Source organism: Agromyces molybdatiresistens (genome assembly GCF_052748445.2).
Window position 1 is genome coordinate 936,803 of sequence record NZ_CM188258.1, and the last position, 22,088, is coordinate 958,890.

A 22,088-nucleotide genomic window follows, 5' to 3' on the forward strand; every position below is an offset into this window, starting at 1 on the left:
ATTCCGGATGCTGCGGGCGCGGGATCTTTACGGCGAGGGCGCAGTGCCTGCTCTCCGGCGCGGCCGTGATCGTGCTCGACGAGCCCGCCAACCACCTCGACATCACCTCGACCCACCGTCTCGTTGAACCGCTCGGGCCTGCCCATGCGCCCGGCCAGGCGCCGCCGCCTGAGCGTGCTGGGCGCCGGGACCTCGCGAACCAGCCGACGAGAGCCGGTGTCGTGGGTACGGCTGCTACTCGGGGTAGGCCCGGGCGTGCAGCGTCCGTGCTGGCGATGTGATGGGAGGAGGACATCGAGAGCCTCATCGCCCGCACGCCAAGATGGCGTGCACGTTCAGGCCAGGCGCGCGCTGCTCCCGAGTAGCGCACGCCGTCCTGGGAGCTCCCGCCACGCTCCTAGTTCATTGCCCTGCGAGCCTCGTCGGGTTCGAGGTCGAACATCGTCTGATTAAATGCGCTCGAGTTGGAGGCAACGTGCGCCTTGAACCACCCCGGCGGAAAAGTGGGGTCACTCGACGACCAGCGCAGGAGCGGACCGACCCCGTTCTTGCGAAAAACCTCTGGATCCGTCCATCTAGATTCTTCCGCCATCGCGAAACGTGCGGAGTGGGCCAGCTGCTCTGCGAACGTAGACACGGCTGCCTCTTGCGGGAGGACCATTTGCGCTTGAAAGAGTGCCAAACTCGAACGCAGCGAGGACTCGACTACTGAGAACCGCTCGAGATTGCGACGCTGATTGATTGCGCATTCTTGCATATTGATGGCGTCCCGCGCAAAAGCGACGGAAGTAATCCTGCGCAACTCCGCTTTGCCTTCGGCCGCGCGATTCGCCTTCTCGGTCCGCAGCACAAGTATGGCGGCAACGATGGAAGCCGCTGCGCCAATAGCGGCACCAATCAATCCCGAAAGCAAGTTATCCAATGTGGCCTCTGGCGGGTCTCTCGGGCCTAGCGGCCTGCCGTACACGATAGGCTCCGCTCCCGTTCGGTAAGTCGCCAGTCACGGGCAATCGCCGACGGACCCTTTCGATGTCGACCGCGAGTTCGCCGCTCGCCACAAGCCAATCCCAGATCTCATTGGCCGGCACGAGGCTCCATTGCACATTGAGGTATTGCCGAATCAACTCCGCTCGATCTACGCGCTCTGCGAGCGTATACGCGTCGGTGACAAGGGGTCTTACCTCATCATCCAAGATGGGGATATCTACGCTTGTGGCATCGATATAGGTAAACATTTGAATTAGAGATTTGTAGCAGTAGGCCCCAACCGTGGAGATTCTAAGCAACTCGTCCGAAGTGCTTCGACCATACCGTCGCGTCGCATCAATGAGTCGGTAACGAAGCGCGAACTCAATGGCTTCCGAAATTTGCGCAGGATCGAAGCCGAGCTCCTGAAGTCCGTCATAGACAGAGGAACTAGAGATATACCCATGCTCCGTGTCAACGTCGCCAGCCTTCTGCACAAACGCGAGCAGCAACGGTGCGAGGAAGTGCTCCCGTCCGTCTCTCGTCGTAAGGCGGAAGAGGTTGGGAACGGGCGAGGAGTCGGGGTCGTAGTAGCGGTGGTCACCGAACATGATCGACCTGAGGAACTCATGGGCGGGGATGGTGTATCCCCTCTCGCGCTGGACATCGATAATCTTCTGAGTGGCGATGTGGCCGCTACCGATGAAATCGGTTACAAACTGGAGCGCGAGTCGCATGTTGCCGCCAGCAAGATTGTCAAGAAGGCGAGCGAGTGGATCGTTGGACTTCAAGTTGTCTGCCAGCATTTCCAGGAAGATCTCGAGGCTCTCGCTATCAACCTGAACACCGCCCGGGAAATTTCCGATTCGGCCGCTCTCACGCAATTGATCAAGAGCAAAGTTAACTCGAAGGCGGAGCATCACGTCCGTGCGCGGCGGCGAGATGGTGAAGACCCGCGGATGGTACCCCGAGATGGCGCCTTCGCGCTCAGAGTTGTAAAAGGTCTCCGGGCGAAGTGTTACGAACACCGTGGCGGGCCATCGCTGAGCGAGTTCGTTGGCGATGAGAAATAATCCGTTCTGGTCGCTGGCGTCACGCTGATCGACATTATCGAGGAATATCACGACTTGCCGGTGCCAGGACCGAGTAATCCACTCAAATGCTGCCTTGAGATATGTCGATCTGTCGCGAACAATCTCTTGAATGAACGCGACCTTCTCGGCTGTGTAAGCCGCTGGGTCTACATCTCTGAGCCGGCCGGCCGGCGAGTTCTCGAACCGCTTGAGATGAGTGCGGAGTGCGTCCTCAACAAAGCTCATGGCTAGTACATCGGTCCCGTATTTCGATTCGAGCTGATCGATGCAGGATTGCAGAACGTGATCTGACAGCGAGCTTAGGGCAGAGGACGAGCCAAAGTCGACGTAAATACAGATACTCTCGCCGAGAATCTCTTGGGCGTCGACGTGAATGAGTCGCTCGATGAAGGTGCTCTTCCCGGCACCGACATCACCCAGCAAGATGATCGGTCGGTTTGAAAGAGCGGCCTGAAGAATATCGGCCGAGAAACCCTTGGTCATGCCTCTTCGTGTGTTGATTGGCGCCACGGATGCGGTGCCTACCTCGGTTAGAATTTCGTACCGTGTGGCGAGGATCTGCCGGCTAACTTCTGCGTACTGAGAGAGCGCTCCACTCGTGGCGTAGCACTCGCGGAGGAACTCGTCCTGCAGCTCGGGTAGCTCCTCGAGATCGCCGAGGAACAGGTCTCCCAAGATTTGCAGGCCAGTCTGGAGGTCGTTCCGCCGTTGGCTTCCGGGGTAGTTGGTCAGTCGGAACGAGAGCGGCTCCGGAGGTAGTGATGCCCCGGCCTTGAGCAGTTGTTGGAGTCGACGATCGTGCACTCCCTCCGGTGAGAGTGCGTTCCACAGCAGTAAGAACTCGTCTACCATGGCGTCGGGCGAGCCAAAGACGAGTGCCTTTCCCTCGAGCGGCGGAATGCCATCGGATCGTGACGCCATGAATGCCACGAGCTGCTTCCCATTGAAAGCAACCGCGACTGGGATGCCTCGTTCTTGTGCGTATCGTGCAGCCTGCTCCAGGGCGGTTCGCAGTGGCCGCCCGATAGTTCCGCGCGTGAGGCCCGGCAGGGACAAGACTGCAGCGCCAGTGCCCGCAGGGAGTTCGAATGATAGCCCCACACGCTTGGCCTCAAGGACGAAATGCGCCCCTCCCTGACCCACGTGGTAGTCAATGAATCCCGACTCGGTGTGCTCCTCGGCGCGAACCTCGCGGTCTTGCCAGCCCAGAACGTCCGTCAGGAGATGATTGATGATTCTCAGTCGGGTGTCCGCTTCGTTGACGTCGTCGTCGACGGCCTGGCGTATCTCGACTGCAAGGTCATCCATCGACGAGGCGGCACGATCGAAGGGGATCATGAGGACAACATATTCTCCGGGTCCGACCCGCGGGCGAGCGACATGCCATCCCGCGGGTCGCTCGGACGGGAATACCCGCAGCTCCACCACGTTGAACTTGAGCGTACCCAACTCAAGTGCCCAGGAGGACCTAGGTGCCAGACGACTTCAACGAGGCCGGCTCGAGCTCGTTCGACGAGTTCCTGAGCCGCTACCTCGCGGGTGAGCAGGCCAGGCAGGCGCGGTCGATCGACCTCAGCCGGTTCCTGACCTCGCGCACCCAGAGCATCCTGCAGCGCGCCGGGCGCTTCGCGCTCGAGCGCGGGCAGACCGAGCTCGACGCGCTGCACATCCTGCGCGTCATCGTCGAGGACGAGTCCGTCGCGCAGGCGATCACGCGCGTCGGCGCGAGCCCCGAGCGCATCATCACGGCGACCGAGGCGCGGCTGCCCGCGGCATCCGACACCGCCGACGTCAACTCGGCCATGATCACCCCGAGCGCGAGCCGCGCGCTGTTCCACGCGTACCAGGTCGCACGCTCGAGCGGGTCGACGTACATCGACCCCGAGCACCTCTTCTTCGCGCTCGTGCTCGGGCAGGACGCCCCCGCCGGGCAGGTGCTCGCGCGGGCCGGCGTCACCGCCGACGCGCTGGCGGCCGGGCTCGGCGAGCACGTGGCATCCGCTCAGGGCGAGGGCACCGACACCGCGAACGACGGTTACGGCGAGCAGACGGATGCCGCGGCATCCGCCACCCCCATGCTCGACAAGTTCGCCATGGACCTCACCGAGCGCGCCGCGAACGGCGAGCTCGACCCCGTGATCGGACGCGCCGACGAGATCGAGCAGACCATCGAGATCCTCAGCCGCCGGACGAAGAACAACCCCGTGCTGATCGGCGAGGCCGGCGTCGGCAAGACCGCGATCGTCGAGGGCCTGGCCCGCGCGATCGTCGAGGAGAACGTGCCCGAGGCGCTGCTCGGTAAGCGGGTCGTCGCGCTCGACCTGCCCGGCATGCTCGCCGGCACCCGCTACCGCGGCGACTTCGAGGAGCGCCTCACCAAGACGATGGAGGAGATCGCCGAGCACAAGGGCGAGCTCATCGTGTTCATCGACGAGGTGCACACGGTCGTCGGCGCCGGTGGTGCCGGTGAGGGCGGCATGGACGCGGGCAACATCCTGAAGCCCCGCCTCGCCCGCGGCGAGCTGCACCTCGTGGGTGCGACCACGCTCAAGGAGTACCGCACCATCGAGAAGGACCCCGCGCTCGAGCGCCGGTTCCAGCCGGTGCGCGTGGGGGAGCCGTCCATCGAGGACGCGGTGCAGATCCTGCACGGCCTCCGTGCCGCGTACGAGGACCACCACGGCGTCACCTACACCGACGACGCCCTCCGCGCCGCCGTCGAGCTCAGCGCCCGATACCTCACCGACCGCGTGCTGCCCGACAAGGCCATCGACCTCATCGACCAGGCCGGCGCGCGCCTGCGCCTCAAGCTGGGCGTGAAGGTGGATGTCTCGGAGCTGATCTCGCGGTTGGCTGACCTCGAGGCCGACAAGAACGCGGCCGTGCGGGCTGAGCACTACGAGGAGGCGTCGCGCATCCGCGACGAGATCTCGAAGGTGCAGGAGCGGCTCGACGAGGCGACCGAGAAAGCCGCCGCGCAGGGGCGTGCCGTGGCATCCGCTGCCTCGGAGGGCGTGGCCGCGCCGACCGTCGTCGACGAGCCGCAGATCGCCGCCGTGATCTCGCGGGCCACCGGCATCCCGGTCAACCGCGTCACCGAGGGCGAGCGCGAGCGCCTCGCGAACCTCGAGGGCGAGCTGCACGCCCGGGTCATCGGGCAGGATGACGCGGTCACCGCCGTCGCCCGCTCGGTGCGCCGCAACCGCACCGGCATGGGCGACGCCCGCCGGCCCGTCGGGTCGTTCCTGTTCCTCGGGCCGACCGGCGTCGGCAAGACCGAACTGGCGCGCGCACTCGCGGCGAGCCTGTTCGACGACGAGGGCGCGATCATCCGCTTCGACATGAGCGAATTCGGCGAGCGGCACACCGTGTCGCGTCTCGTCGGCGCCCCTCCCGGATATGTCGGCTACGACGAGGCCGGCCAGCTCACGGAGCGCGTGCGGCGCAACCCTTACTCGATCGTGCTGTTCGACGAGATCGAGAAGGCGCACCCCGACGTGTTCAACCTGCTGCTGCAGGTGCTCGACGACGGACGCCTCACCGACGGCCAGGGGCGCACGGTCGACTTCCGCAACACGGTGGTCATCATGACCTCGAACCTCGGTTCGGAGTTCCTCGCGTCGCGGTCGGGTGCGCTCGGCTTCGTGGCGTCGACGGATGGCTCGGGGTTCTCGTCGGCCGACGACGTGAAGGCCCGCGTGATGGGCAAGGTGCGCGAGGCCATGCGGCCGGAGTTCCTGAACCGCATCGACGAGATCGTGCTGTTCCAGAAGCTCTCGTCGGCGGAGATCGCGCAGATCGTGCGCCTCATGCTGGGGGCGACATCCGCTCGCCTGGCCGCTCGCGAGATCGGCTTCGAGGTGGCGGATGCCGCGGTGGCGCTCCTCGCGGAGCGCGGCTACGAGCCCGAGTACGGTGCCCGCCCGCTGCGCCGTCTGATCCAGCGCGAGATCGACGACCGCATCGCCGACCTCTTCGTCACCGGCGCCCTCGGCGACGGCGAGGCGGTGCGGGTGGATGCCGCGGACGGCGAGTTCGTCGTGGCATCCGTGCCGAACGCCACGGTCACCCTGTCTGACGCCGCCTGACCTCTTCACGGGCCGGATCTGGCGCGGGAACTGCGCGCCGGATCCGTCCGGTTCGTGAGCGGGCCGTGCGATGGTCAGGCCGCGGTGAGGCGCGCGGAGACGAGCTGGAACCAATCCTGGCTCGAGCTGCCGTTCGCGTTGACGGAGATCCGCAGTGTTCCGGTGGTGCCACGAAGATGCTGTGGGATCGCCAGGGCGGTGGTGAGGAGCGGATTGCGAAGCCTTCCCCGGTGACCCAGCGCCGGTTCCCTCCTGATGCGGGCGCGTTCGAGGAGCATCACTGACTCACGGTTCCGTTCGAATGCCACTGCGAGTTCGATGCCGTGGTCGACGACACGGCGCGCCGCGTGTAGGCCGCCAAGGAGCCTCAGGACCGAGTAGCTCGTGGGAAACGTGACCGGCCATTCCGCATCAACCCATCCCATGGAGGTCCACTGCGGGTGCAGATTGAGCGAGGGGCCCGCGTACGTGCGTCCGTCCTGCAATTCCATCTGCGCGTCGCGCCGCACCGATCCACGATGACCGGAGGCATCGCCGAGCGTGATCGAGCGCTGGTCGGGCCCGACCCGGAACTGCGCTTCGTCCAACCGGGCCAGGAGATCCACGAACACACGTGCGGTCGGTACCACGGTTGCCTCGGTCAGGTAGAACCAGTCGCGGCCCGAGCTCGCAAGCGCGTCCACCCGAACTGACAGCTTCACTCGCCGGCCGGCGTACCTCGCGAGGTCGACGACGAGAGTGCCGTGCGGTCGGTCAGGACTGACGTGGACGTGTCCGAGCTCGACCGGCACTCGCGCGCTCATCGGATCGAACGGTCCGGCGAATGCGACCGAAAGCTGCACCCCGTCTGACCCTGACGCTCCCTCTGCGAACGCGCCGCTGAGATAGAGTCGGCCGCCATGCTCGGGCACGCGTACCTCGAAGACACCCTTCACCGCACCATCGGGAACCCACGGCGGCTGCAGCGCGAGAGCCCGCCGGAAGCGCACCCCAGGCATGGCCGTCGAGACCGGGTTCGTCGACATCAAGACGACGGCTCCACTGGGCCGCGGTTCATCGACGATGACTAATCTCCCCGTGTGATCGCTCCACGACGCGCCCGCGTGTCGAGCCAAGAGGTCGTCTGCCCGATAGGCGGCATCCACCACAGCGTCGCCAGCCGGATCTACTGACATGCCGGTGAATGACCACCAGTACTCGCCCGCGTGGTTGAGCGTCGTACGCCCGGCATGACGCTCCTCCGCTATGCGCGTGCCGCCACCGTCGGTTCCGAACGCGCTGTCCCACTGATCGGAACGGTGGATCAGCCGCCCTGCCACTCGCTTAGCGCCGCCCTTCGTCGGCACGAATTCCCTCATTCGAGGATCGATCGCGTACGCGAATATTCCATTGGGGAGCCGGGGCGACTCACTTTTGGCGTAGTCGTGTCGCTGCCGATTCTCGAGCACCAGGAACTCCGGATCGCCCTGCGGGCCGTTCGGGAAACGCGTCGCTGAGTGGTTCGTCTCGAGCTCGGGGAGTCGTAGCGCTGGATGGGTTCGGCGGGCCGCGGTCGTTGGAGCCATGAAGCACAGCCGCTCACGCGCGAACGAGCTCGTCCCGACCGGGCCATCGCTACGGATGATCGTGGTCATGACCTCATGCCAGGTGCTGTCGAATCGCCACGGTATGCCGTAGATGTCGCCGGGGAAGGGGCCGACCATGTGCATCAATTCGTGACGGATCGTCGATTGAGGCGCGTACTCGAGCTCTTCAGGCCGCGGCCGCCGCGCGAATCTTGAGGTCGCGGGGTCGATGTTCTGCGCCTGCTGGCGTGTGGCGCTGGACGAGCAGAACGGGAGGTCTGCGAACTCGTCCCAGCCGGAACGCCAGAGGTCGCCGCGGCGGTGTTCGAGCAGCTTGGACCGAATGCCTTCCAAGGTGCGCGTCGTGCCGCCGCTGGCGAGCATGTCGGTGTGGAGGAAGTAGATGCCATCGGGAGTGCGATCGCCGACGCGAAACGAAGCGCGGTCCCCGATACCCGCATGCGACATCGCCTTCGCGAATTCTCCGGCGTGACCCGGGTCACCCTCTGGCCATTTCCCGCCGTCGATCCAGTGAGCCATCTGATGGCACTCCCGGTCACTTTCGAACCATTCCTCAACCACGCCCTCCAGTCGGACGCGCCCGCCGGACAGACGGGCAAAGAACTCGCTCACACTCTCGCGAACACGCCCCCCTCCGGGCATCCGCAGGTCGATCCCGGTCCCGAAGAAATAGTCGACGAGGAGTTCGCGAGACAAGCCGGCGGGCGCGGGGACATCGGGGAATGCGACGGGCAGTACTCGAAGAAACCAAGTCATCGGGCCGCGTTGAGGGATCAGTCCAGCTCCGTCTTCGATGTGCCAAGTCAGCGTCGCGCGCTCGAAACTCTGTCGCACACTGCCGTCAGTCCCGACGAGGGCTCGGGCCGTCGGGTATCCGGGCCCTGCCAACCAGGATTGGAGTGCGAACTTCTCGTAGATGCCCCCGCTGATCGCATGCGCCCCGAGATCGGAACGCCAGTAGACCTGGCCGTCCATGAAGTCGTGGTACGCACCTCCGCGCCGCCCCCCGATCGGCATCTCGTCGCTTGTGGGATATCCGAGCGTGCCGCTCGGACCGCCGGCCAGTCGATACTCCGCCGCGATCGCACCGTGAACCTCATGAGCCCCTGCCATGGGGTGCCAGAGGATTAATCCGTGCTCGAATAGCCGCATTCGCCCGCCGTCGGGCGCATCAGTCTCGATGCCCGTGGGGCGCCCGACACGATCGGGAATGCCCGCTTCGGCATACTTTCGCTCGATCTGGCTCATATGCCGACCGTAGGAGTCGTGCGACCGCGGCGGGTAGTGGCGGTTACGACATTCGCATGATGAGTCTCAGGAAATTGTCGAGAAGGCGCACCCCGACGTGTTCAACCTGCTGCTGCAGGTGCTCGACGACGGACGCCTCACCGACGGACAGGGTCGCACCGTCGACTTCCGCAACACGGTGGTCATCATGACCTCGAACCTCGGTTCGGAGTTCCTCGCGTCGCGGTCGGGGGCCCTCGGCTTCGTGGCGTCGGCGGATGGCTCGGGGTTCGCGTCTGCCGACGACGTGAAGGCTCGCGTGATGGGCAAGGTGCGAGAGGGCATGCGGCCGGAGTTCCTGAACCGCGTCGACGAGATCGTGCTGTTCCAGAAGCTCTCGTCTTCGGAGATCGCTGAGATCGTGCGGCTCATGCTGGGTGCGACATCCGCTCGCCTGGCCGCTCGCGAGATCGGCTTCGAGGTGACGGATGCCGCGGTGGCGCTCCTCGCGGAGCGCGGCTACGAGCCCGAGTACGGTGCCCGTCCGCTGCGTCGCCTGATCCAGCGCGAGATCGACGACCGCATCGCCGACCTCTTCGTCACCGGAGCGCTCGGCGACGGCGAGGCGGTGCGAGTGGATGCCGCCGACGGCGAGTTCGTCGTGGCATCCGTGCCCAACGCGACGGTCGACCTGGCCGAGGCGGCGTAACCACGGCCCGGACTCGACGCGGCACGGTGTCAGGCGTGGAGTCGGCTGCGGGTGGTGCGCTCACTTCGTCGCACCAGCGGTCACCCCGTTGTAGATCCACCTCTGCAGGATGAGGAAGATGATGATCGTCGGGATGATGACGATCATCGTGCCGGCCGCGATCACCTCCCAGTACGCGCCGAAGGGTCCCTTGAAGCGGAACAGCGCGGTCGATATGACCCCGAGATCACGCGACGGCATGTAGAGGAACGGGATGTAGAACTCGTTGTAGATGGCGATGCCCTTGATGATCACGACTGTCGCGATCGCCGGTGTGAGCAGGGGGAGGATGATGCGCCGGTAGATCGTGAATCTGCTCGCGCCGTCGACCAGCGCCGCTTCGTCGAGTGACTTCGGGATTGACTGCATGAACTGAACGAAGATGTAGATCGAGATGATGTCGGTCCCCATGTAGAGGATGATCGCCGACCACGGCGTGTTGTAGAGGTGCAGCGCCGTGACGACCTGGAAGGTGGCGACCTGGGTCGTGACCCCCGGCACGAGCGTCGCGAGGAGGAACAGTCCGAACACGACGCGCTTGCCGCGGAACTCGAACCGGTCGAGTGCGTACGCGACCATCGTGCCGATGACGATTGTCCCGGCGACCGAGAACAGCAGGATGAAGGACGTGTTCGCGAACCCGCGGAGCATGTCGCCCGCGGTGAACGCGGTGATGAAGTTCTCGAGGTTCAGCCAGTTGGCCGGCGGTGTCAGCGGGCTGGTGGTCGAGTACTCCTCGCGTGACTTGAACGCCGCGAAGAGTACGACGACGAGCGGCACGAGCGCGACGAGCGACGCGACGACCAAGGATGAGTACTTGCCGGTTGCGGCGATGGCGCGCATCAGGAGAGGCTCACCTTCTCGTCGGGTACGACCCGACGTTGGATCCAGGTGATCACGAGGACGATCACCAGTAGCACGACCGCCATCGCTGATGCCAGACCGACCTGCCGGAACTGGAAGGCGCTCTGCACGGTCTGTATGACGAAGGTCGAGGTGCCGTTCGCGCCGCCGGTCATGATGAACGGGATCTCGAAGACCGACAGGCTGCCGGCGACAGCCAAGATGAACGAGAGGCTGATGATGCGCTTGATACCGGGCGCGATGATGAACCGGAACTGCTGCCAGCGGTTCGCTCCGTCGAGCTCGGCGGCCTCGTAGAGCTCACCGGGTATGGACTGGATCGCGCCGAGGAACAGCACGAAGTTCAGTCCCATGAATCTCCAGACGCTTGTGGCGGCCAGCGAGACGTTGGCAACGTCCGGGTCTCCTATCCAGTGGCGCGAGAGGTCCTGCAGCCCGAATATCGCGAGCAGGCTGTCGAGCGTGCCGCCCGGCTGGAAGAGATAGAGGAAGACGAAGCCGACAGCTACGCCGTTCAGGAGGTACGGGAAGAAGAGGATGCCCTTGAAGAAGTTCCTGAATCTCGTGCGGAACGACAGGATGGTCGCGAAATACAACGCGAGCCCGATCTGGATGAACGACGCGACGAAGTAGTACAGGCTCACGACGAAGACCTGCCAGTACTTCGGGTCGGTGAAGACGCGCACGTAATTGTCCGTGCCGACCCACTCCTTCACCGGGTCGAGACCGTCCCACTTCGTGAAGCTGTACCAGATCATGTTCGCGACCGGTACGTACGTGAATGTGATCAGCAGGGCGAGGGCGGCGAGGAGGTAGGGCCAAGGTCGCACGGCGGCGAGGAGCCGTCGAGGCTTCCGCCCGGTGGGCAGGCCTGCCTGCGCAGCCCCGCCCACCGGAGGTGACGGTTCGCCGTGGTGCACGGCGGAACCCGAGTCGGGTGTCGTGGTGATGCTCATGGGTATTCCTCCCGGACGGGTTCCGGCTCGTGGGGCGAACCGAGGAGCGACGATCAGTTGCAGTCGGTGGTCAGCCGAGCACCTCGTCGCGCGCGTCCGACCATCGCGCGTTCAGTTCGTCGAAGAATGACTCCTTGTCGCCGTCGGCCGCGCCGCGCGCGACATCGACGAGCTGCTGGCGGTAGATCTGCCCGCGCAGGTCGATCTCGGAGGCCGCCATGACGTCCTCCTCGGCAGTCGCCATGTCGTCCGGAGCCGGGTCGAGCGTGACCAGCTCGACGCCCGAGTCGATGAAGTCCTGGAGTGCAGGGGGGAACTCACCGTCCAGGTCGGCGGGGATCATTCCCTGGCTCTGCGCGAACCCGGACTCTGCGATGAACCAATCGATCCACGCCCTCGCGGTCGCCTTGTTGTCGGAGTTGACATTGATGCCCGCCTTGTAGTCGCCGCCGGCCTGCGCGTGGAATGAGCCGTCGGTCTGGTAGGGGAACGGCAGGAACCCGATGTCGTCGGCGCTCGCCCCGGCATCTTCAGCGGCCGCCTGCATCTGCCCGATCGACCACGAGCCGAGGAGCATCGCCGAAACCTCGCCGGTGCCAAGGAGCGTCTTCGACTCCTCCCAGTTCGTCGTCAGCGGGTCTTCCTCGTTCAGCCCGGCGGCCACGATGTCGTACAGCAGGCCGTCGGTGATGTACTGGATCTCACCCTCGCTCCACGGTGCGTCCGACTCGACGACGATGGTCGCCGCAGACGGGTCGGCGAGGATCGCGCGCTGGCTGTTCCAGATGCTGAGCGGCCAGCCATCCTTGTAGTTCGTGTAGAACGGGATGGAACCGTTGCCCTTCACCGCCTCCAGCGCGGCGAGGAATTCGTCCGGCGTCGTCGGTGCCTCGGTGACGCCCGCCTCCTCCCAGATGCGCTTGTTGTAGACCACGCCCTCGGCCACACCGCCGAGCGAGAGGCCGTACACCTGTCCCTCGAAGGCCTGTTCCTGCGTGAATCGGTACTCGCCTGAGAGCTCGCTCTCGTCGCCGAGGGGCTCGAAGAATTGCGGCAGTTGGTCGCGCGTCACGGTGTTCGGGATGAGGAGCACGTCGCCGTACTCCGTCGAGCTCATGCGGGTGGTGACTTCGCCCTCGTAGTCGGTGATCGCCTCGAACTTGACGCTCGTGCCCGGGTACTCGGCGGTGAACTCGGCGGCATAGTCCTGGAAGACGGTGTCGACCAAGTCGGTGCGGTTGGTGAGCACGGTGATCTCGCCCGTGATCTCACCTTCGTCGGCGGTGACGTTGGTCCCTCCGCCGGCCGCGCAGCCGGTGAGGAGGGCGGCGACGGCCGCGCCGGCGAGCAGGTGCCTCGGTGCCATGGGAGTGTGCTCCTTCTGTCGTCGTTGACGTGTTCTCTTGCGCGGCCACTCGGCCGCTCGCAGTGACAAGCGTGCGGGTTCACCGGCTCCCGTGTCAAGACTTAGATAATTAATTTATGCACTTGGGATGAAGAGTCGGAACATCGCTGGCGTGTGGCGCGGATCGTTGGTCGCTCCGCGCCGACTCAGATGCCGTCGCCCGTCGCGCCGGGGCCGTAACCCGGGGTGACGCTGCCCTGGAGGACGAGCGCAGCAGCGCCCACCGCGGCGGAATCGCGCGGGTTCGCCGAGAGTTCGACCGTGATCGGATGAAGTGCACGGGCGAACGCGCGTGCCGATAGCGACTCGCGGATCGCGGCCGCATAGATGGATCCGGCGATGGCGAACCCCGGCCCCGCCAACACGATGTGCTCGACGTCGAGCAGGTTGGCGAAGGTGAGCGTGGCGGAGGCGATACGATCGGCCGACTCCGTGATGAGTGCGTGTGCACGTTCGTGCCCGCGGATGGCAGCCATGGCGAGTTCGTCGAAGGCGCGTGAGTCGTCGCCGTCGAGGACGAGGTCGACGGCGACGCCCGGGTCGGCACGCGCGCTCGCCACGATGGCGGACGGCGACGCGTACCGCTCGAGGCATCCGCTATTGCCGCAGAAACATGCTCGGCCGCCGGGTTCGACGGTGATGTGACCGAGCTCGCCCGTGTTGGAACTCGCGCCCCGGAAGAGTGCCCCGTTGAACACCATGCCCGCGCCGATACCGGTCCCCATGTAGAGGCCTGCGAACGTGGTGTCCCGCGAGATCTGCCGGCTCCAGTACTCGCCGACCGCACTCGCGGCGGCGTCGTTGTCGACCAGCACGGGAACCGGCACTGACCGCCGTATGGCGTCGCGAAGTCTGAAGTCGTGCCATCCCCGCAGGCTGGGCGGACCGAGGATCGCGCCCGTCGCCGGATCTATCGGACCGGGGGTGACCACAGCCAGGCCGGCGATCGCGGACTCATCGAGGCCGAGGCCCCGGGTGAACTCGCGGTACAGGGTGGCGATGCGCGCGACGACGCCGTCGGCGTCGGACGGGTCGATGTCGGTGACGCGCTCGCGCCCGAACACCCCGCCGCGGGTGTCGGTGGCCACGCACACAATGCCCTCGGCGCCGAACTGCATGCCGATTCCGAACGTCGCGCGGGAGTTGATGGCGAGTAGTGAGCGGGGTTTCCCCCGTGTCGAGACCGTCGTCCCAGTTTCGCGAATGACGCCTTCATCGAGCAGGCGGCGGACGATATTCGAGATCGACGGTTGGGTCAGGCCGGTCGCCTCGGTGAGTTCCACGCGGCTGATGGGCCCTGCGGAACGTATCAGGTCCACCACGAGCGCGCGCGAACCTGGGCCGCTCGTGGTGGCTTCGCGACGTGCCATCTGCTCCTCCGGACCCGGTTGCGTCGACGCGACCTCCGGGCGTGCAAGTAGGTTAGTTCACGTCGGAGCGAGGCTGCCGCGGCGCGGTAGCGGGGAGAGCAGATGCGATCGAGCGAGGATTCCGGGCCGCTGCCCGTCGGCATGGTACTGGCGAGGGCGACGGAGTTCCTGGGCGAGGAGCCCTACTACCACGAATTCGTCGCGGGGGTGGAGCGAGTGCTCCTGCCGCTGGGCATCCCCGTCCTCCTGCACGTGCTGCCCACCATCGAAGCGGAGATCGAGTGCTACGAGCGCTGGGCGAGAGACCGCGTCGTGCGTGCAGTGCTGCTCGTGGATCTCGGCGACGACGACCCGAGGATCGAGCGCGTGCGCGAACTCGGCCTGCCTGCGGTCGCCATCTCCGACGCGGACTCCGGCGGCGGACTGGACACGGTGTGGACCAACGACGATGCGGCGATGCGCGAGGCGGTCGCCTACTTGGTGGAGCTCGGGCATCGGCACCTGGCGCACGTTTCGGGGCCGACGCGCATGTCGCACTCGCGAATACGGAGTGACTCGTTCGAGCGAGAGTGCCTCGCGCGCGATGTCGCGGCCCAGCAAGTCGTCGGCGACTACTCCGAGGTGTCGGGAGAGGAGGCGACCCGGCAGCTCCTCACGTCGGAGCAGCCGCCCACGGCGATCGTCTTCGACAACGACCTCATGGCGCTCGGCGCGCTCACCGAGGCCGGCCGCCTCGGCGTCCGTGTGCCGGACGAGCTGTCGATCCTGGCCTGGGACGACTCTTCGCTCAGCCAGCTGGCGCAGCCGCCGCTTTCGGCGATGAGTCACGATGTGCAGCGGGTCGGGGAACTCGCGGCGCGTGCTGTTCTGAACGTACTCCGTGGCGGCGTTCCGGAGGCGAGGGATGCGTCGCACGCGACACTCGTGGAGCGTGGGACCACCGCACCGATCTAAAATAAATTACTAATCAAAGTACTTGACACTGGCTCCCCAGCCTGTGCATGCTGGTGCTCGTTCGCAAGGAACGAGCGAGGCCATCGCCTCATCCGCCGCCGTAGCCATCCGCTCCGGCCGCCCCCGCCTGCACCACGACGAGGAGCAACTCCGTCATGTCCGTGACCGAACCGGCAGCTCGGCCAGTGGCCGTTACCGCTCTCGCCACCCTCCCGCTCGACGGCGAGTGGACCCTTCGCCGCGTCGCTGGCCCAGTCGACACGCCCGAATGGGCGACCGATGTCGAGCTACCTGCGACGGTTCCCGGTCAGGTCCACACCGACTTGCAGGCTGCGGGCCTGATCGGCGATCTGGACGTCGGACTCGGTGAGCTCGAGCAGCGCTGGATCGGCCGCTCGGAATGGGAGTACTCGCGCGAGTTCCAATGGGATGCAGGCTCGTCGACCGATGGCCGAAGGATCGATCTGGTAGCAGACGGACTCGACACGTTCGCCCGTGTCTCGTTGAACGGAACCGTCATCGCCGACACGACGGACCAGCACATCGGATATCGCTGGCCTGTCGACGGGCTGCTCGAGGATGGCACCAATCGCATCGAAGTCCGTTTCACCTCCGCTTGGGATGCTGCGCTGGAGCGTGAACAAGCCGTGGGACCCCTGCCGAGTCCGTACGACGCGCCGTACCCATACGTGCGCAAGAGCGCCTGCAACTTCGGCTGGGACTGGGGCCCGCAGTACGTGACTGCGGGCATCTGGAAGTCCATCCGTATCGAGCAGTGGCAGGGTCGGCTGGCGCACGTGCGGCCGCTGGTCGAGCTGGACGAAGGACATGGGCATGCGACCGTTCGCGTCCACGCTGAGATCGAGGATGCGTTCGGATCCGGTCGGTCCGCGACCGTGCACGTCGAACTCCGTGACCCAGAGGGGCGCGTGGTCGCGCAAGCCGAGGGCGCTGCCGGAGCAGCCGGCGCCGCGGAGTGCAAGGTCGACGTCGATTCGCCGCAGCTGTGGTGGCCGGTCGGTCTCGGTGCGCAGCACCGTTACTCCTTGCGGGTGCGACTCGAACGCGATGGCGTAGCCCTCGACACGCGGGAGCATTCGCTCGGCATCCGCTCGGTCGCGATCGAGACGCCCCGTGATGAACGTGTGGGCGATCGTTGGCACCTCTTGGTGAACGGTCAGCGCGTCCGCATCCGCGGCTACAACTGGATTCCCGATGACCCGTTCATCGCCGAGGTCAGTCCTCGGCGGCTCGCGGCGCGCCTGGACCAAGCCGTCGCGGGCGCCGCGAACCTCCTGCGCGTCTGGGGCGGCGGCTACTTCGCGACCGAGGAGTTCCTCGACGGATGCGACGAGCGCGGGCTCCTCGTCTGGCAGGACTTCCCCTTCGCGTGCGCCGCGTACGACGAATCCGACGAGATGCGCCAGCTCATCCGCATCGAGGCCGAGCAGGCCGTGGAGCGTCTGGCGTGGCATCCGTCCGTCGCTGTCTGGTGCGGCGGCAACGAATGCACCTGGGGTCGTACGGACTGGGGGTGGGGCGACCTCCTCGGCGACCGCACCTGGGGTGGCGGCTACTACACCGGGTTGCTTCCTGAGGTCATCGCCGAGCTCGACCCGACGCGGCCCTACCTCCCCAACAGCCCTTGGTCCGGCTCCCTCGACGTTCCGTCGAACGACGAGCGCTCGGGCCCCGTGCACCTGTGGGACGTGTGGAACGACCTCGACTACACCCACTATCGCGACCACGACCCCGCGTTCGTGTCGGAGATGGGCTGGTGCGCGCCGCCCGCCCACCACACGCTGCGGCGCGTCGTGCCCGACGGCGCATTGTTGCCCGACAACCCGGGCGTCGTGCACCACATGCGCGCAGCGGAGGGCATGCACAAGCTCGCTCGCGGATTGCAGCCGTATTTCCCCGTGCCGGACGATCCAGACGACTGGCTCTTCCAGACGCAACTCGTCCAGGCTCGGGCCGAGGCCGCTGGCACCGAGTGGCTGCGAAGCAGGGAACGTTGTGCCGGAGTCATCGTGTGGCAGCTCAATGACTGCTGGCCGGGGCTCAGCTGGTCGGCGGTCGACGCCGACGGTATCGAGAAGCCGCTGTACTACGCACTGCGGCACTCGTTCGCCGAGCGCCTGGCGACATTGCAGCCGCGAAACCCGGGTGGTCCGAACGATCCCACCGGTCCCGAAGGCCTCGAGCTCGTCATCGTGAACGACGGGATCGACGGGTGGGCGCCGGTCGCCCGTGTGCGGCGGATGACCTTCGCCGGGGAGGTGCTCGCCGAGGCCACCGTCACGCTCGAGGCCGCTCCGGACACGACGGCGCGAATCGCGCTTCCCGACGAGCTCGGCCTCGCCGTCGACCCGGCGGCCGAGCTCGTCGTCGCCGACGTCGACGGCGTCCGTTCTGCGTGGAGGTTCGTCCCCGACCGCGCCAGTTCCGTGCCCACGGCCCGATTCGCAGTCGAATCGGCACTCGATCGCGGAGCGCTCGCAATCACCGTGCGTGCCGAGACGTTCGTGGGAGAGACGTGCGTGTTCGCGGATCGCCTCGCCGAAGCGGTCGGTGCCGACGCGCGCGAGCTCATCGTCGATCGCATGCTCGTGACCCTGCTGCCCGGCGAGGAGACGGTCTTCCGCCTGACCCGACGCGACGGGACGCCGATCGACTCACTGCCTGCCGCCGCGTCCGTTCGCGGAGCTCTGCGCGCCGCAAACGATCGGGTGCGCGGCTGATGCTCGTGGGCATCGAGACGGGCGGCACGAAGATCGTCGCGCTGCTCGCCGCGGACGCCTCGCCTGAGGGTGTACTCGAGCAGCGGCAGATCCCCACTTCCACTCCCGAGACCACGGGACGGCAGCTGCGCAGGCAACTCGAGGCCTGGAACGCGTTTGGGCAGATCGACGCGATCGGGCTCGCCGCATTCGGGCCAGTCGACCTCGACCCGGCATCCGTCACCTTCGGCACGATTCAGGCGACGACGAAGCCGTCATGGAGCGGCACAGACCTGCGCGAACTGCTCGGCGCGTCGGCGCCAGTGGGGATCGTGAGCGATGTGACCGGTGCGGCGTTGGCCGAGAGCCGATGGGGTGCCGCCGACGGCGACCGCACCGTCGTCTACGTGACCGTCGGAACCGGAGTCGGCGCCGGTATCGTCGTCGACTCCCGTCCGGCAGGCGCGGCGCATCCCGAGCTCGGCCACTTGATCGTGCGACGCCACCCAGAAGACCCGTTCGCGGGCAACTGCCCCTTCCACGGCGACTGCGCCGAAGGGCTTGCGGCGGGCCCGGCGATCGCCGCACGCTGGGGCCGTACGCCGACCGAACTCGGCGATGCTCGCGCGCAGGCGATCGAGATGGCGGCCTGGTACATCGGCGAGGTGCTCGCCGCGACGAGCTTCTGCTACGCACCTGATCGCATCGTGCTCGGCGGAGGCATCCTGAAGCTCCCCGGCATTCGCGCCGCCGCGGAACGCCACCTCCACCGTGCACTCGGGCACGCACTCGACGGGAGGCCGCCTGCACGACCCGGGTTCGTCGTCGCCCCGGGACTGGGCGACCGAGCCGGCGCACTCGGGGCGCTTGCCGTCGCCTCCGACGTGGAGAGGAGGCGGCCCGGGGGACGACGAACCGCCTGACCGGCGCACGCCGGAACGCACTGCAGAGCACGTTGGACGAAGGAGACCACGTATGAGACAGCATGGATTCGGGCGAGCGCTGGGAGTGCTCGCAATCGCTGCGATCGCGACCACCCTGGTCGCCGCGGCACCTGCGGCGGCCGAGCCGCCGCACGCAGAATGGAGTTCGATGAACCACGAGTTCGTCACGCGGGAGGGCACGAGCCTCATGCTCGGCGGTGAGCGGTTGCGCATCAGCGGCGCGAACGCGTACTGGCTGGGCCTTGACGAGAACGTCGGCGGCGTCGACTACCCGACCTACTTCCGCATCGCGAATGCGCTGGACACGGCGGCGGAGCTCGGGGTCAACGTCATCCGGTCACACATGATGACGTCGACGGGCCAGGACGGCGAGAACCCGCTCGCGATCATGCCCGCCCTCGGGGAGTACAACGACGACGCGTTCCACACGATCGACTTCGCCATCGCGTACGCCGGGACCCTCGGCATCCGCTTCGTCCTCCCGCTCACCGACGAGTGGTCGTACTACCACGGCGGTCACCGAGACTTCACGACGCCGTTGGGCCTGGAACCGAACGACTTCTACAGCGACCCCGAGGCTATCGCCGCCTTCGACGCATACATCGAGCGCGTGGTGGGGCGCACGAACAGCATCACCGGCGTTCCGTACGTGGAGGACCCCACGATCATGGCCTGGGAACTCGGCAACGAGCTCGAGAACATGACGCTCGGATGGATCAACGACCGAGTCGACCACCTCAAGTCGCTGGCACCTGACCAGCTGGTGGCCGCCGGGCGGCGGTTCGACATCGACCCGGACACGCTCGAGGCAGCCGAACTCGACATCGTCGACGTGCACTACTATCCGCCCACCGTGGAGCGCATACAGTCGCATGCGGCAACCGTTGCGGCAGCGGGGAAGGTGTACATCGCGGGGGAGTACGGCTCGAACTCCGCCTCCGACGCGCTGCTCGAGCCGCTCGTGGACGATCCGGCCGTCGGCGGCACCTTCTTCTGGTCGCTCTTCGGGCACAACGACCGCGGCGGATTCGTGCCGCACGACGACGGCTTCACGCTCCATTACCCAGGGACGACCGACAAGATGCGCGAGCAGACTGCTGCGATCCGCGGCTACTCCGCAGCGCTCGGCCTGACGGAGGGAGAGGTGCCGCTCGGCCAGCCGCTCATCACGGAGGTCGTGCCGACGGCGGGCATCAACCGCGTCGGATGGCGCGGCGTCGCCGGCGCCGCGACGTACCGCGTCGAGCGTTCGGTCGACGAGAAGGGGAAGATCTGGGAGCTCGTCGGCGAGGTACCCGCCGAGGATTCGCCGCTGCTCGACCCGACTGCAGCCGACGCCGTGCGCTATCGCGTGACGCCCGTCAAGCCTGACGGAGAGCGCGGTCCCGCGTCCGACCCGGTCGAGGTCGGAGCAGGTCGCACGGTCGTGGTCGACCCGCTCGAGTCGCTCGGCCTTGTCGAGGGCGCCGAGCAGGTTCGACTCGACCCGGGTACCGATGGCACCCGTGCCGTCGCCAACGGGTCGGCTCCGTCGCTGACATGGTCGGTCGATGGACTGCGCCGTGCGGAGATTGCGTTGGCGGATGGTAAGCCGAAGCACGTCGAGATCCTCTCGAGCGCTGACGGCGAAACCTGGGTGCCTGCGGCAGTGGGTACCGTGCGCGAGAAGGGGGTGCTGCGGCTCGTCGCCGACGAACTCGCCGGCGATCTCGTGCGCGTGACCTGGACGGACCCCGACGTGGAGATCGACCGCGCGACGCTCGTCGGTCAGCCGGAGCGTGCGGCACTCGTCGACCCCATTGACGATCTGGCGCTGGTCGACTCGTCCGGCGGGCCGATCTCGATCGATGCAGGCAATCCGGGCCAGTTCGGCGGCGATACCGGCCGGGCCAAGCGCGACAGCTCGGAGGCCGCGGAGCTCGTGTGGCGCTGGGACGACATCAGCGGGTTCGACCTGGTCGCGTGGTACTGGCCCGACGAGCCGGTCGACGAGTTGATCATCGAGGGCTCGGCGGACGGGTCCGCGTGGTCGGTGATCGAGCCGACGATCGCGGGCGGCGACGGCAACTGGCGCCGGTTCGACTACACTGCCCGCGGCCTCGAGGGCATCGACCTCATCCGCGTTTCGTGGCCGAACACGGGACAGCCGTGGACGCCGCAGGTCGGCGAGATGCGCCTCTACTCGCCGAACCTCCCGCTGCCGACCGCGCCGGGCGCGTTCACCCTGACGGAGCCGGTCGACGGCGCTACCGGTGTCACCTCGACACCGAACCTGCGATGGAACGGCGCTGCGGATGCTGCGTTCTACCGGGTCGCGGTCGCCGCCGATGCCGCGTTCACCGACATCCTGATGGAGTCGGCGCCCGTCGTGGGCACCGCGTACCGACCCGACATCGAACTCGAGCCGAGTACGACGTACTTCTGGCGCGTGGAAGCCGTCAACGGCTTCGGCGCGACCGAGGGGACGCCTGCGCCCGCAGAGTTCACCACTGCGACGCTGCCCACGGACGCACTGGTCCTCGACGACTTCGAGTCGTACGCGGATGATGCGGCACTCGCGGCAGAGTACGTTCCGAATGGCGGGGGCGGCCCGGTGGTCGCGACGCTGATCGAAGGTGCGTCGGCAGGTTCGGCGGCGGCGTCGTTCTCATACGACCTCGACGGTCCGGGATACGCCGGGGTGATCCGCTCACTCGGCGGCACGCAGAGCTGGTGGGGCTACGACGGTATCGAGTTCGAGATGTCGGGCACGCCCGGAGACACCCTCTCGGTGCAGTTCGTCGCCAACGGGTCCTACTGGGAGGCGTCGGTGCCGATCGAGTCGCAGGGGTGGCAGCACGTGGCGATTCCCTTCGCCGACTTCGCACCGCCGAGTTGGGCGGGCGAGGGTGAGCTCGACCTCACGCAGGTGAGCGAACACTCGTTCTATCTCGGAGGCGGGGGAACAGGCACGCTCCTCGTCGACAACCTCATGACGACGCTGCCCTGACGCGGGCAGCACCACCACCGCGAAGTGCGGGCACCCCTCCCGGGGGCGCCCGCACTCTCGTGCCACGCCGCTCCGCGGCATCCTCGTCTGGCGTTGAGGGGTGAGGGTGATGGCGGGTTGAGGGCATGCCACGCATCGGTACGATCTTCCAGTCCACCTTCCCACCCGAGCGAATGC

Annotated in this window: 12 protein-coding genes and 1 pseudogene; 6 read left to right on the forward strand and 7 right to left on the reverse strand. The window is 66.6% G+C overall.

Annotated features, from left to right (window positions below; all coding sequences use genetic code 11):
• Nucleotides 1-397: 397 nt before the first annotated feature.
• Nucleotides 398-913 carry a hypothetical protein gene (locus ACULK2_RS04300; protein WP_445968803.1) on the reverse strand — a complete coding sequence of 172 codons (516 nt, stop codon included), beginning with the start codon at nucleotides 911-913 and terminating at the stop codon, nucleotides 398-400.
• A gap of 1 nt (nucleotide 914) precedes the next feature.
• Nucleotides 915-3,398 carry a hypothetical protein gene (locus ACULK2_RS04305; RefSeq protein WP_445968802.1) on the reverse strand — a complete coding sequence of 828 codons (2,484 nt, stop codon included), beginning with the start codon at nucleotides 3,396-3,398 and terminating at the stop codon, nucleotides 915-917.
• Nucleotides 3,399-3,532: 134 nt separating this feature from the next.
• On the opposite strand from ACULK2_RS04305, the gene ACULK2_RS04310 reads away from it, so the two are divergent.
• Nucleotides 3,533-6,148 (forward strand): ATP-dependent Clp protease ATP-binding subunit, encoded by a 2,616-nt coding sequence (locus tag ACULK2_RS04310; protein ID WP_445968801.1) that lies wholly within the window; start codon nucleotides 3,533-3,535, stop codon nucleotides 6,146-6,148.
• A 74-nt stretch (nucleotides 6,149-6,222) separates the two neighbouring features.
• Here the strand turns inward: ACULK2_RS04310 and ACULK2_RS04315 are convergent, their stop codons facing one another.
• Nucleotides 6,223-8,982 carry an LGFP repeat-containing protein gene (locus ACULK2_RS04315; RefSeq protein ID WP_445968800.1) on the reverse strand — a complete coding sequence of 920 codons (2,760 nt, stop codon included), beginning with the start codon at nucleotides 8,980-8,982 and terminating at the stop codon, nucleotides 6,223-6,225.
• Between the two features lie 76 nt (nucleotides 8,983-9,058).
• Between ACULK2_RS04315 and ACULK2_RS04320 the strand changes: the two are divergent.
• Nucleotides 9,059-9,670, forward strand: a pseudogene (locus ACULK2_RS04320) (AAA family ATPase); the annotation flags it as partial.
• A gap of 60 nt (nucleotides 9,671-9,730) precedes the next feature.
• On the opposite strand, the gene ACULK2_RS04325 reads toward ACULK2_RS04320, so the two are convergent.
• The 4 genes from ACULK2_RS04325 to ACULK2_RS04340 form a co-directional block, all read right to left on the reverse strand.
• Nucleotides 9,731-10,552 carry a carbohydrate ABC transporter permease gene (locus ACULK2_RS04325; RefSeq protein WP_445968799.1) on the reverse strand — a complete coding sequence of 274 codons (822 nt, stop codon included), beginning with the start codon at nucleotides 10,550-10,552 and terminating at the stop codon, nucleotides 9,731-9,733.
• Nucleotides 10,552-11,529 (reverse strand): carbohydrate ABC transporter permease, encoded by a 978-nt coding sequence (locus ACULK2_RS04330; RefSeq protein WP_445968798.1) that lies wholly within the window; start codon nucleotides 11,527-11,529, stop codon nucleotides 10,552-10,554. Before ACULK2_RS04330 ends, ACULK2_RS04325 begins: the two co-directional genes overlap by 1 nt.
• A gap of 70 nt (nucleotides 11,530-11,599) precedes the next feature.
• Complete coding sequence (locus ACULK2_RS04335) at nucleotides 11,600-12,895, reverse strand: ABC transporter substrate-binding protein (protein WP_445968797.1); 1,296 nt, start codon at nucleotides 12,893-12,895, stop codon at nucleotides 11,600-11,602.
• A gap of 185 nt (nucleotides 12,896-13,080) precedes the next feature.
• Nucleotides 13,081-14,217, reverse strand: coding sequence for an ROK family protein (locus ACULK2_RS04340; protein WP_501044960.1), 1,137 nt, complete (start codon nucleotides 14,215-14,217; stop codon nucleotides 13,081-13,083).
• A 189-nt stretch (nucleotides 14,218-14,406) separates the two neighbouring features.
• Between ACULK2_RS04340 and ACULK2_RS04345 the strand changes: the two genes are divergently transcribed.
• The 4 genes from ACULK2_RS04345 to ACULK2_RS04360 all read left to right on the forward strand — a co-directional run bounded on the left by ACULK2_RS04345 (nucleotide 14,407) and on the right by ACULK2_RS04360 (nucleotide 21,911).
• Entirely contained in the window at nucleotides 14,407-15,258 is an 852-nt protein-coding gene (locus tag ACULK2_RS04345) for a LacI family DNA-binding transcriptional regulator (protein ID WP_445968795.1), read from the forward strand.
• 155 nt (nucleotides 15,259-15,413) lie between these two features.
• Nucleotides 15,414-17,999 carry a glycoside hydrolase family 2 protein gene (locus tag ACULK2_RS04350; protein WP_445968794.1) on the forward strand — a complete coding sequence of 862 codons (2,586 nt, stop codon included), beginning with the start codon at nucleotides 15,414-15,416 and terminating at the stop codon, nucleotides 17,997-17,999.
• Between the two features lie 5 nt (nucleotides 18,000-18,004).
• Nucleotides 18,005-18,901, forward strand: coding sequence for an ROK family protein (locus ACULK2_RS04355; protein ID WP_501044961.1), 897 nt, complete (start codon nucleotides 18,005-18,007; stop codon nucleotides 18,899-18,901).
• Between the two features lie 52 nt (nucleotides 18,902-18,953).
• On the forward strand, nucleotides 18,954-21,911 hold the full coding sequence (locus ACULK2_RS04360) for a carbohydrate binding domain-containing protein (RefSeq protein ID WP_501044962.1): 2,958 nt from the start codon (nucleotides 18,954-18,956) through the stop codon (nucleotides 21,909-21,911).
• Nucleotides 21,912-22,088: the final 177 nt, after the last annotated feature.

What these genes read in the sequence shown, in the direction of transcription:
- ACULK2_RS04350 (WP_445968794.1), top strand. Translation starts at nt 15,414, where the DNA reads ATGTCCGTGACCGAACCGGCAGCTCGGCCAGTGGCCGTTACCGCTCTC.
- ACULK2_RS04335 (WP_445968797.1), bottom strand. Translation starts at nt 12,895, where the DNA reads ATGGCACCGAGGCACCTGCTCGCCGGCGCGGCCGTCGCCGCCCTCCTC.
- ACULK2_RS04315 (WP_445968800.1), bottom strand. Translation starts at nt 8,982, where the DNA reads ATGAGCCAGATCGAGCGAAAGTATGCCGAAGCGGGCATTCCCGATCGT.
- ACULK2_RS04305 (WP_445968802.1), bottom strand. Translation starts at nt 3,398, where the DNA reads ATGATCCCCTTCGATCGTGCCGCCTCGTCGATGGATGACCTTGCAGTC.
- ACULK2_RS04325 (WP_445968799.1), bottom strand. Translation starts at nt 10,552, where the DNA reads ATGCGCGCCATCGCCGCAACCGGCAAGTACTCATCCTTGGTCGTCGCG.
- ACULK2_RS04345 (WP_445968795.1), top strand. Translation starts at nt 14,407, where the DNA reads ATGCGATCGAGCGAGGATTCCGGGCCGCTGCCCGTCGGCATGGTACTG.
- ACULK2_RS04330 (WP_445968798.1), bottom strand. Translation starts at nt 11,529, where the DNA reads ATGAGCATCACCACGACACCCGACTCGGGTTCCGCCGTGCACCACGGC.
- ACULK2_RS04360 (WP_501044962.1), top strand. Translation starts at nt 18,954, where the DNA reads ATGAGACAGCATGGATTCGGGCGAGCGCTGGGAGTGCTCGCAATCGCT.